Below are 11,897 nucleotides of genomic sequence, written 5' to 3'. Positions count from 1 at the left end.
GACGCCCATGACCAAAACAACGATCCCAGTTCATCTCGATATCAACGGTCATCATCACGATCTGCAACTCGAGCCGCGCGTCACGCTGCTCGACGCCTTGCGCGACCGGCTCGGCCTGACCGGCACCAAGAAGGGCTGCGACCACGGCCAGTGCGGCGCCTGCACGGTGCATATCGACGGCGAGCGTGTACTGGCTTGCCTGACGCTGGCCGCTCAGGTCGAGGGCCGCACCGTCACCACCATAGAGGGGCTTGCACGGGAGGGCGAAATGCATCCCGTGCAGGCTGCCTTCCTTGAGCACGACGCTTTCCAGTGCGGCTATTGCACGCCGGGCCAGATCATGTCGGCGGTCGCTTGCATCCGGGAAGGCCATGCCGGCTCCGACGACGAGATCCGCGAATACATGGCCGGCAATCTCTGCCGCTGCGGCGCCTATCCGCACATCGTCGCCGCCATTCGCCAAGCCGCCTTGGAGGTCGCATCATGAGGGACCTTTCCTATTTTCGCGCCAGCTCGGTCGATGCGGCACGCCAGGCGGCCGCCCTGCCCGGCGCCATGCTCTTGGCCGGCGGCACCACGCTGATCGATCTCGCCAAATGCGGCGTCGCCGAGCCCGAGACACTGGTCGACATCGCTCATCTCAAGGGATTGGACAGCATCGAGGTGGACGAACGCGGCGCCACCATCGGCGCGCTGGCCAGGATGAGCCATGTCGCCGACCATGCCGACATCAAGAGCCGCTTTCCTGCGGTGTCGGAAGCCCTGTGGCAGGCGGCTTCCGCGCAGATCCGCAACATGGCGACCATCGGCGGCAATCTGATGCAGCGCACGAGCTGCCCCTATTTCCGCGATCCCGCGAATTTCCCTGCCTGCAACAAGCGTGAGCCCGGCTCTGGCTGTTCGGCGATCGGCGGCGTTACCCGTGGCCATGCCGTACTCGGCACCAGCGAGGCCTGCATCGCCATGTATCCGGGTGACCTGGCCGTGGCGCTGGTCGCCTTCGATGCGATCGTGCATCTGGGCGAGCGCCAGATCCCGGTCGACGACTTTTTCCTGCTGCCCGGCACCACGCCGGATAGGGAACATGCGATTGAACCGGGCGAGATGATCACCGCCATTGAAATCCCCGGCTCGGCCGCTGCCCGGCGGTCGACCTACCTGAAAATCCGCGACCGGCAATCCTATGAGTTTGCCGCCGCGAGCGCGGCGGTCGGTATCGAGTTCGAACCTGACGGCCGAACGATCCGCGATTTGTGCGTCGCACTCGGCGGTGTCGCGACGAAACCATGGCGGGCGCGGACCGTGGAAGACGCGCTGAAGGGCAAGGCGCTGGAGCCGGAAACCGTGCGGTCCGCCAGCCTGCTCGCTGTCGAAGGCGCCGTCGACCATGGCGCCAACCACTACAAGATCGAGCTCGCGCCGCGCGTCGTCGCGCGCGCCATCCTCAAATTGGGAGAAACGGCATGACCGTTCACATCGCAAGCACCGTTCACGTCGGAAGACACGGCGATGCGTCCGACGGCGCTTTTGCCGAAGCCGTCGGCGGCCGGCTGTCGCGCGTCGACGGCCCGGCCAAGATCACGGGTGCGGCCAAATACGCCGTCGAGCAGCAGCTCGAAGGCCTCGCCTACGCCGTACTGGTCGAGAGCACGATTGCATCCGGCAAGGTGCGCGCGATCGACACCAAGGCCGCCGAGGCGGCGCCCGGCGTGCTGCAGGTGCTGACGCCGGACACCATCATCAGCCTGAGGACCGCGGCGGACTGGTTCGGCACACCGCCGCCCGACAAGCCCTATTGCCCGCTTGCGCGCGACATCACTTTTTCGGGCCAGCATGTCGCCGCTGTCGTCGCCGAGACCTTCGAACAGGCGGTGGCGGCGGCAGCACTGGTCAAGGTCAGCTATGACGAGACGCCTGCCATCGTCGACCTCAGCGATGCCAAGGCCGGCGACGGCATCCCGATAGACGCCATGACCAAGGAATGGGGCGATGCGCAAGGTGCGTTCGCGTCGGCACCGGTCCGCATCTGCGCCGCCTACAACACGCCGCGCGAATACCAGGCGCCGATAGAGCCGCATGGGCTGATCGCGCGCTGGGAAGGCGATAAGCTCACCGTATGGGAGCCGAGCCAGTGGCTGGACGGGATGGCGCGCACCTATGCCGAATGGTTCGGCGTGCCGTTCGAGAATGTGCGGCTGGTCTCGCCCTATATTGGCGGTGGCTTCGGCTCCAAGGCGCTGGCGCTCAGCCATGGCGCGGTGGCCGCATGTGCCGCCAGAATGCTCGGCCGGCCGGTGCGCCTGGTGATGACGCGGCCGCAGACCTTTACCGGCTATGGTGGCCGCGCGGCGACGCGCCAGACGGTGACGATTGGCGCCGACGCGCAAGGAAAAATCCAGTCGATCGTGCATCGTGGCATCAACGAGACGTCGATGGACGGCATGTGGGTCGAGCCGCTCGGATCGGTCATCTCGATCATGTACGCGACGCCGAATTTCTCCTCCAGGCAGAATGTCGTGCGGGTCAATTCGGTGGTGCCGGGCGCCATGCGCGCGCCGGGCGAAAACCCTTCGGCCTTCGGCATCGAAAGCGCCATCGACGAACTCGCCTACGAGGTCGGCATCGACCCCCTGGAGATCCGGCTGAGAAATTATGCCGAACAGGATCCGCATGCCAAGAAAGCCTGGTCGACCAGACAGTTGCGCGAGGCTTTTGCCGCAGGCGCGGAGCGCTTCGGCTGGGCCAGGCGCTCGCCCGAACCGCGCTCGATGCGCGACGGCAACCAGCTGATCGGCTGGGGAGTAGCGGCCGGCACCTATCCGGTTCGGCGCGCCTATGGCGAGGCGATCGTGCGTATCCTGGCGGACGCCTCGGTCGAGGTCGAGAGCTCCTCGATCGACATGGGCCAGGGCACCTACACAATCCTGGCGCAGACCGCCGCCGAAACGGTCGGCGTGCGAGCCGACGACGTGGTGGTGAAGCTCGGCGACTCCCGTTTCCCCCGCGCCGGCGTCACCGGCGGTTCGCGGCTTGCCGGCGTCATGACCGGCGCGGTCCATAAGGCGGCGACCTCGGCGCTGGACCAACTGGTCGGGCTGGCGATCAGCGACCCGCGCTCGCCCTTCCATGCGCTGCAGGCGAACACTTTGGTCGTCGCCAATGGCCGCATCGCCTCGCCGCGCGGCGACGGCCCCAATGTCTCGATCGCCGAGCTGCTCACAAGCGTCGGCCGCGACCATATCGAAGCCGCCGGCGATACCATGCCGGCCAACTCGACGCCAGAGGATCGCTACAAGAACTACACCACCATCGCCATGGCGCTGCCGCACACCGAGGGCGACTACTCCCGCCACTCATGGTGCGCGCATTTCATCGAGGTGCGGGTCGACGAGGACTTCGGCACGGTGCGCGTGTCACGCGTGGTGTCGGCACTGGATTCGGGCCGGCTCTACAATCCCAAGCTGGCCGAAAGCCAGTGGAAGGGTGGCATCATCATGGGCATCGGCCAGGCACTGCTGGAAGAAGGCATCGTCGACCGCCGCCACGGCCGCATCGTCAACAACAACCTCGCCGATTACCTCGTGCCGACCAACGCCGACATCCCCGACATTGAGGTGATCTCGGTCGGCATCCCCGACCTGCATTCCTCGCCGCTCGGCGGCAAGGGCGTCGGCGAACTGGCCATTGTCGGCGTGGCGCCGGCGATTGCCAACGCGGTGTTCCATGCGACGGGAAAGAGGATCAGGGATCTGCCGATCACACTGGAGAAGCTAATCTGAGGGCGGTGGCTGATCTCCCACTCGAGGGAGATGTCGCCAGAGGCAACAGAGGGGGTCGCCGCGTGTAGAGCGCCGACCCCGTCTGCGGCAGCAGGCCGAGCCCCGCCGCCCCTGGCCTGCCGGCCATCTCCCGAGGGAGATTTGTAGCACCAGCAATCAGAACTTGTAGCTGAGCCCGACCCGGATATCCTGCGTCTGGAGGTCGACATGGGTTTCCGTGGGCAGGCCGGCGGCCACCGAGAGGTCCTGGCTGCCGAAATCCGAGTAGCGATATTCGGCTCGAGCGATCCACTTGTCGGTGAAGGCGTGCTCGATGCCGGCGCCAACGGTCCAGCCGACATGGCTGTCGCTGTGGAGCGTTACTTCGGCGGCAGGGCCACCGGCGCTGACCGCAATAAGCTCATACTTGGCCGCGGCGACGCCGGCAGTGATGTAGGGCAAGGTCCGATCGAAAGCATAGCCGGCCCGCAGCCGCGCCGACCCCGACCATTTGAGTTCGCTCTTGAGCAAGGTGGTGACACCGCCGCCGCCGGCGTCGAGGGCCGTCAGCCCATCTATATTGCTGTACACAATGTCGGCCTCGGCGCCGATCACGAAGCTGTTCTCCATCTGGTAATTGGCGCCGATATGAACACCGCCGATAAATCCGTTCGGATCGGTGGAGACATTGAGATCGGTGGCCCCGCCCAGTCCGCCGCCGGCGATGAACAGATTGGATTTCCCGGCCGCGTAGCCGATGTCGACGCCGGCATAGAGTCCGGACCAGTCGTAGGTGGAGGCAACAGGCGAAACCTCATTGATATCAGCCGCACACGCCATACCGAGCGGCGCGAGAATCAAGGCCGTTGCGAGAAGAAGAGTTTTCATTGTTGTCTACCGCCCCAAGAATGTTGTGGTCCCCGCCGCGAATGCCTCGCGGAGATCCGGTGTTGTCGCCGCCCCGATGTCGCATTGTCCGTCGGACGTGTCTTGGGCTGGGCCGCACGCGAATTGTCCTGAAATGCAATGCCACGCTTTTTCGGCCGGTGTGGCCATTCAGCCTCAGTCGAATCACACCAGCTGGCACTGCCCAGCGCGGAGCCTGACGGCAACCATTCCCGCTACGGCTGGCGCGCGTTCATCGAGGTGCGCGTCGACGAGGATGTTGGGTCCCCGGCGATCGGCGCCCTTCACTGAGCTGCCAGCGGCGTGCCTATGTCCGAAACGAGTTTGACGAGATCGGCTTGGCGTCTCGTGCCGGTTTTGGCGAAGATGCGGTTGAGGTGGGTCTTCAAAGTGTTTTCGCCGACACCGAGCGCCAGCGCGCTCTTCGACGCGGACAATCCGCTGCCGATGCGCAGCAGGACCCGCGCCTCCGCGGGCGTAAGGTCGAACAGAGTGGCGAGAACGGCTTCCGGGAGTGGAGAAGAAGACGTCGTGGTCGAAACGAAGACGGCGGCACATGCGGGCCGGAAAGCAGCGCGAGCGGTTCCTTCGGTCAACGGCAATATATAGGCGACGGCGGGCGGCTGACCTGGGGCCGAAATGGGCAGGCCTATACCGCGGGAGCCAAGCGAGGTATCCGCGCTCGCGGCACTGGCGATTGCATCCAGCAGGGCGCGGGCCACCGCCGAATTCTGCACCTGGAGCAGACCGTTCCTGGAAAAAATGGGCCCTTGCAGCGAAAACATCCGTTCGGCAGCCCCATTCGCATGGAGGATTGCTCCGTTGGCGCCGGTAAGCACGACAGGCACGGCGAGATGATCGAGCGCCTGGCGGTAAAGGTCGGCGGTAACGCGAGCCTGATCGAGCAGATCTCCAATCAGCGACGCACGGCGCAGGTGCGGCGAGAGCAATGCCAGGAAGCGCTGTTCTTCAGCTGATATGATTCCCCTGTCGGCCCGCGTAGTGCAGCCCATGAGCCCGATCCGGTCCGGCGTATGGACGAATTTGGTGATGCAGGCTTCGCGCAATCCCTGCGGTTTGGCCCAATTCTGGAAAAATGGCGTCTGCTGGAGTTCGGCTTCGCTCATATGCGACAGCGTCGCAACGGGTGTGTCGATGTCGCCGACAACCGCGGCCTTCAGTCCGGGAACTGCGTCAAAGTCATAGTCCTCCTGGAGCACGCGCATTTGCACGGGATCCCAGGGCGATTGGGCCGCGAAGCGGCCATGATTGCCGGCAGTGCTGGCAAGCGCGACGGTGGTATAGGCTGCGTCTACAGCCTCCGTGATCCGGATCATTACCCCGGCCCAGCCTTCCGGATTCAAAACGCAATCGTAGATATCGCCGATGATCGACGAAAGGACTTCGCTGCTCAGTCTCTCCACCACGCCCCCAGTTTCCTGACGTGCCCACCTCCCCGGATGGGCGGGCCGCCGTTCGTTGTAAAAGAGGCAATCTCACCTCGGAGGATTTGCCGCGTCATACTTTCGGGTGACGCCATGCGTGATCATGCTGGATTATATATCTAATTCGATCAGTTGAACGCCAAACGATCAATGTTCCAGGATCAGGAAACATTTCGTTTCGATATTCTCTGAAGCTGTGGGTATCGGGGTGTTCCATTGTCACGAAAGACGGTGTTTTCATCGGCTCAACTGCCGTCGCATCTCAATGATCGCGATCGATTTTCCCTCTGGCAAGACATCCATGTCGCGCAGATATGGTCGGTCGAATACGGCATGTCGGACAACCTGCCTTTCGAAGCTGCGATCGAAGCCACAGCTGTCGGATCACTGGTTCTTGGCCAGATGTCCGGAACGATCAAGCATGCGACGAGGAACGCGAGCAATATCGCCGATGACGGCAACGGCGGTTATCTCCTGCTGATCAACAAATCCGACACACTGTTGACCGGCGTCCAGACCGGCCGCGACTATGATGTCGGGCAGGGAGAAGCGGTGCTGGTCACAGCATCGGAAGCGCTGAAAATGGCCGGCGCCGACAGCAATGTGTGGACAAACGTGGCGGTCCCGCGCAGCGTCCTCGCACGGGCCTTCCCGCAGATCGACGACAGGCTGGCGTTGAAGATCGGCGCCGAGAACGAAGCTCTCGATCTTCTCAAGCGTTATTGCCAACTTCTTGAAACCGGCCGCCCTCTCATCTCGCCCGATCTGATTGCGCACGCAACGGAAACGATCGTCGATCTGATCGGCCTGGTGACAGGCGCCAAGGGTGAGGTTGCCGAACTGGCCGGCTTGCGCGGTCTGCGGGCAGCCAGGTTGCAAGCGGTCCTGGTGAAGATCGCGGACAATTTCGCCAAGCCCGGCATCTCGGCGCAAGGCGTCGCACAGGAACTCGGCCTGTCGGCGCGCTATGTTCACAATCTTTTGCAGAAGTCGGGTATCAGCTTCTCCGAGCGCGTTCTCGAACTGCGCCTGCAGACGGCCCACAAAATGCTTTCGCAGAGACAGAATGGCGAGATGCGCGTCAGCGAAATTGCCATGACCAGTGGCTTCAGCGATGTGTCGTACTTCAATCGCTGCTTTCGCCGCCGCTTCGGCTACACGCCGACGAGCGCCAGATAGAACCGGATACCCGGAAACCTACACACGACTCGATTCCGATTACCTCTCCGTCAAAAGCCGAGATCCGGCGGCGATCAATGGCGCCTCCGAATGCAATGGCCGATCGACGGCTTAAGCGAAACGGGCGGATCTGCGGCGCTGACCAGCGCGAATTCAACCACCGACGCCACCTTCATCACGCTCAGCCTGCGTGCTTCCACCGATTTGGGCCTCGGCGAATCAAGGCGACGGCGCGCGGCATGCTCGGCTGACGCCATGCCTTCGGTGATGTCACGCCGACCTCGACGTTCGCTTTTGCCGGCGGCGATCTCTTCACCATCGCCGGCGAATGTCCTGCAAAGCGCGAAGCGCGCGCGATGATCCAGATGCGACGGCAAATCCGCCGATGAGAAGACGTTCTTTTGCAAGGGACGACCGGCCTTTTCCACAATCGCAGTCTTCATTTCGACACGCACCGTATTGGACCAGATCACGATCTGTCCAGGGCCGGAAATACTTGTGCGCCAGGTGACAACTTCAGTGCCACCCTGGACAAGGGTTGACTTAAGTTTTTTAGATTTGGCCGGTTGATTCCAGAAATAAAACACCGCCCTCGCAACTGAACCACTCCCGTACGACGTTCAGCGATTCGAAATCGAAATTTGAGAAGCTCACAGTGACGTCTGCACGATAGCGTTGCTAGTTATTCCTCGAAGAAGAGTTTGGAATGGAACGTTTTGTATTTGGTATTTTTCTCAGGTACTCAGTTGACATAACTCCAAGCATCACATTAGAGATTTCTATCAGGCAAGTCCGCCCCGGACTGATCCGGGGTCGCATGAATTGGCTGCGAGGGGCAAATCATGGGGCGTGTTCAAGATTCCGCCGGTCTTAGGCCTTCGGACCTAAGCCAGACCCCCCCGAATTCAGCCCGACAGAGCAACCTGCGTTCACAGGCGAGCCAGCTTGCGCTGCGATCCGCCATCGGGATTGCTGCGGCCGCGGGCGTGAGTCTGCTGGCGTCCGGCCAAGCCTGGGCGGATTGTCTCGTCGGTGCCGTCACTGTCCAATGCGACACGACCTCCACCACCGACACGACATTTCCCGCTGACGCACCCAACGATCGCAACTATCAGAACTTGTTGCCCACACCAGTCATCGTCACCGTCGATCCGGGAACGACGGTGAGCGGTTATGGCCTTGCGGTTTCCAACGCCGACACCGGCGGCGTCACCGTTACCAACAATGGCACGATCAGCGTCGATGCCGGCAACACGCCGACCGCGGGCGGCACGGCGGCCCTGTCGGTCTCGGCGGCTGGCGGCGCCATCACCTACACGGGTGGAAACATCATCAACCATGGCGCCGGCAACGCGTTCGATGTGACGCAGACCGGCGGTGTCGGCTCGATAGACATTAACGTCTCCGGCAATATCTTTTCGGCGGCAGGCGAAGGTATTACTGTCCGCGACGTCGCGACCAGCACCGGCATTTCGGTGACCACAAACGCGGTGACCGCACTCACCGCAGGCAAGGATGCCATCGACGTCCAGACCCAGTCGTTGACAGGCAATATCACGGAGGTCGCCAACGGCGACATCAAGGCGGGCAACGCCGGCATGGTGGCCGCGATCCTCAACGCCTCGGGGACCGGCAACATCGACGTGACCGCCAACGGCTCCATCGACGCCCGGTTCGGCATCGACGCCGAGAACTTCGGATCGGGCTCGACCACGGTGACCACGGTCGGTCCGGTCACCGCGACCAGCGGGAACGGCATCTATGCGCAGTCGGCCGGCGCCGCCGTCACCATAACGGCGGGCGACGTGGCGTCCACCGGCAACACGGCCATCATCGCCCGGCAGACCAAGGCAGCGGGCTCGGGTGCGGTCAACGTGACCGCGGGCGATGTCTCGGGGACGACCGGCATCGAGGCAACCAACTACGGCACGGGCGCGATCGGCATCACCGCCAATGGCACGGTGACCGGCACACTTGCCGAGGGCATCAAGGCGACCGGCAACGGCGCGGTGAGCGTGAGCGTCGCCGACACGGTGACCGGCGCCACGATCGGCCTGTCGCTGACCGGCGGCACCGGCGGTGCGGGCGACATCAGCGTCACCGGCGCCGGCGGGTTCGTCGGCGGGACCGGCAACGCTGCGACCATCCAGAACAACGGCTCGGGCACGGTCACGGTCGACATCTCCGGCGCGAGCAGCTCCACCGGCGGCGAAGGCTTCGTCGTGCGCGACACGGCGGCCGGCGGCGACATCAGCGTCACCACGGGCGCGGTGACCGCACTGACCGCGGGCAAGGATGCCATCGACGTCCAGACCCAGTCGACGACCGCCGATATCACGGAGGTCGCCAACGGCAACCTCCAGGCGGGCAATGCCGGCATGGTGGCCGCGATCCTCAACGCTTCGGGGACCGGCAACATCGACGTGACCGCCAACGGCTCCATCGACGCCCGGTTCGGCATCGACGCCGAGAACTTCGGATCAGGCTCGACCACGGTGACCACGGTCGGTCCGGTCACCGCGACCAGCGGCAACGGCATCTATGCGCAGTCGGCCGGCGCCGCCGTCACGGTGACGGCGGGCGACGTGACGTCCACCGGCAACACGGCCATCATCGCCCAGCAGACCAAGGCAGCGGGCTCGGGTGCGGTCAACGTGACCGCGGGCAACGTCTCGGGCACGACCGGTATCCGCACCCTCAACAACGGCACGGGCGCGATCGGCATCATCACCAACGGCACGGTCGAAGGCGATATCGCCGCGATTTCGGCGCAATCGAACAGCGGCAATGCGATCGGCATCACCCTTTCCGGCGCGACGCACAACACCGCCCTGACGGCCGCGGCGCTGGCCATCACTACCTCTGATGGTGCCACGACAATTCTCAATGGCGGTGCACTGACCGGCCGGGTGGAGCTTGGCGGTTATGCCGACCTCCTGACCAACCACGCTACCTGGACAACCGGCGGCACCAGCCTGTTCGGCGCCGGCATCGACACCGTGACGAATACAGCCGCAGCCTCTCTCAGAACCGCCAGCAATGGCGCAACGCAGGAGACCACCACCTTCAGCGGGCTCGAGTTGCTGTCCAATGCCGGACGTCTCACCATGCAGGATGGCGGCGCCGGCGACCGCACGGAGCTTGCCGCCACTGTGGCTCTGGCGGCCGGTTCGACCTACGCCGTCGACATCAACGCCGCACTTCAGTCGGATCTCCTTCACACCACCGGCACTGCCACCATCACCGGCTCGACCTTGGCGGTGACGGCGCAAGGCATCACCGCCGGCCGCTACACCGTGCTGACCGCCGATCTGGGACTCACCGGCGAGTTCGCCTCTGTGACGGGGATCACCAGCACCGCGTTCCTGTCGGTGACGGATGCCTACGACTTGAACAATGCCTATCTCGATGTGCTGGTGTACGGCTTCACCGATATCGGGCTGACACCCAACCAAATCGCCACCGGCGGCGGCGCTGAAAGCCTCGGGGCCGGCAATCCTATCCATGACGCCCTTCTGGCGCTGCCGACAGCAGCTTCTGCACGCGCTGCTTTCGACCAGCTGTCTGGCGAGGTCCACGCCTCGGCCAAGGGCATGCTGGTCGAGGACAGCCGCTTCGTCCGCGACGCAGTCACCAATCGTATCATGTCCGCTTTCGGCGATGTTGGCGCGGCCGCATTGCCGGTCATGGCCTATGGCGAAGGTGGCCCCGAAATGGTCGCGGCCGACACCGACCGTTTCGCCGTCTGGGGCCAGGCCTTTGGGTCGTGGGGCAATACCGACGGCGACGGCAACGCCGCCGCCTTCGATCGTTCGACCGGCGGCCTGCTGGCCGGCGCCGACACGCTGGTGGGCGGCTGGCGCGTCGGCCTGCTCGGCGGCTACAGCCATTCGAGCTTCGACGCCGACGATCGCAACTCTTCGGGCAAGAGCGACAACTATCATCTCGGCCTCTATGGCGGCACCAACTGGGGCGCCATCGCCTTCCGCACCGGTGCCGCCTACAGCTGGAGCAGCCTTTCGACCAAACGGTCGGTTGCTTTCAACGGCTTCACGGATGGGTTGTCGGCCGACTATGATGCCGGCACCGCGCAAATGTTCGGCGAACTCGCCTACCGGGCCGATGCCGGACAATTCAAGTTCGAGCCCTTCGCCAATCTGGCCTATGTCAGCGTCCATACCGATGGCTTCACCGAAGACGGTGGCGATGCGGCACTGACCAGCGCCGGCTCGAACGATGATGCGACCTTCACCACGCTGGGCCTGCGCGGTTCGACCGATTTCGCGCTCGGCGGCATGAACGCCACGGCGCGCGGCATGCTCGGCTGGCGCCACGCGTTCGGCGACGTCACGCCGACCTCCAGCTTCGCCTTCGCCGGCGGCGATCAATTCAGCATCGCCGGCGTGCCGATCGCCAGGGATGCGGCCGTCATCGAGGCCGGTCTCGACTTCAACATGTCGGCCAACGCGACGCTCGGTGTGTCCTATTCCGGCCAGTTCGGTGGCGGCACGGTCGATCAGGGCGCCAAGGTCGATCTCGGCATCAAGTTCTGAACAGCAACGAAGCGCGCCGGCCGGACAAAGGCAACGCCCGAACGGCGGTCGGCGAC

8 protein-coding genes are annotated in these 11,897 nt (G+C 64.1%); 5 read left to right on the top strand and 3 right to left on the bottom strand.

Features of this window, described 5'->3' with window-relative positions:
* The first annotated feature begins 7 nt into the window (after positions 1-7).
* Genes NKJ00_RS15920 through NKJ00_RS15910 form a run of 3 tightly spaced genes read left to right on the top strand, consistent with a single transcriptional unit; the run spans position 8 to position 3,779 of the window.
* Positions 8-487, top strand: a complete 480-nt coding sequence (locus NKJ00_RS15920) for a (2Fe-2S)-binding protein (RefSeq protein WP_023814336.1) — start codon at positions 8-10, stop codon at positions 485-487.
* Entirely contained in the window at positions 484-1,467 is a 984-nt protein-coding gene (locus NKJ00_RS15915; RefSeq protein ID WP_352630341.1) for an FAD binding domain-containing protein, read from the top strand. Before NKJ00_RS15920 ends, NKJ00_RS15915 begins: the two co-directional genes overlap by 4 nt.
* Positions 1,464-3,779: a xanthine dehydrogenase family protein molybdopterin-binding subunit gene (locus NKJ00_RS15910; RefSeq protein WP_352630339.1), complete on the top strand. Its 2,316-nt coding sequence runs from the start codon at positions 1,464-1,466 to the stop codon at positions 3,777-3,779. Before NKJ00_RS15915 ends, NKJ00_RS15910 begins: the two co-directional genes overlap by 4 nt.
* Positions 3,780-3,935: 156 nt before the next feature.
* Here NKJ00_RS15910 and NKJ00_RS15905 read toward each other — a convergent pair whose 3' ends face one another.
* Together NKJ00_RS15905 and NKJ00_RS15900 are read right to left on the bottom strand one after the other, a co-directional pair.
* A complete protein-coding gene (locus NKJ00_RS15905; RefSeq protein WP_128305772.1) occupies positions 3,936-4,646 on the bottom strand; it encodes an outer membrane protein in 711 nt (236 codons plus the stop codon).
* 302 nt (positions 4,647-4,948) lie between these two features.
* A complete protein-coding gene (locus NKJ00_RS15900; protein ID WP_245486383.1) occupies positions 4,949-6,091 on the bottom strand; it encodes a helix-turn-helix transcriptional regulator in 1,143 nt (380 codons plus the stop codon).
* A gap of 234 nt (positions 6,092-6,325) precedes the next feature.
* On the opposite strand from NKJ00_RS15900, the gene NKJ00_RS15895 reads away from it, so the two are divergent.
* Entirely contained in the window at positions 6,326-7,288 is a 963-nt protein-coding gene (locus NKJ00_RS15895) for an AraC family transcriptional regulator (RefSeq protein ID WP_352630337.1), read from the top strand.
* 74 nt (positions 7,289-7,362) lie between these two features.
* Here NKJ00_RS15895 and NKJ00_RS15890 read toward each other — a convergent pair whose 3' ends face one another.
* Positions 7,363-7,875, bottom strand: a complete 513-nt coding sequence (locus tag NKJ00_RS15890; RefSeq protein ID WP_128305774.1) for a hypothetical protein — start codon at positions 7,873-7,875, stop codon at positions 7,363-7,365.
* Between the two features lie 399 nt (positions 7,876-8,274).
* Between NKJ00_RS15890 and NKJ00_RS15885 the strand changes: the two genes are divergently transcribed.
* A complete protein-coding gene (locus NKJ00_RS15885) occupies positions 8,275-11,841 on the top strand; it encodes an autotransporter domain-containing protein (RefSeq protein WP_352630334.1) in 3,567 nt (1,188 codons plus the stop codon).
* The last annotated feature ends 56 nt before the right edge of the window (positions 11,842-11,897 follow it).

It is taken from the genome of Mesorhizobium sp. M0227 (assembly GCF_040321855.1).
Lineage (GTDB): Bacteria > Pseudomonadota > Alphaproteobacteria > Rhizobiales > Rhizobiaceae > Mesorhizobium.
Note: the sequence above shows the minus strand (reverse complement) of the source record. Positions and strands in the feature narration are given on the sequence as shown.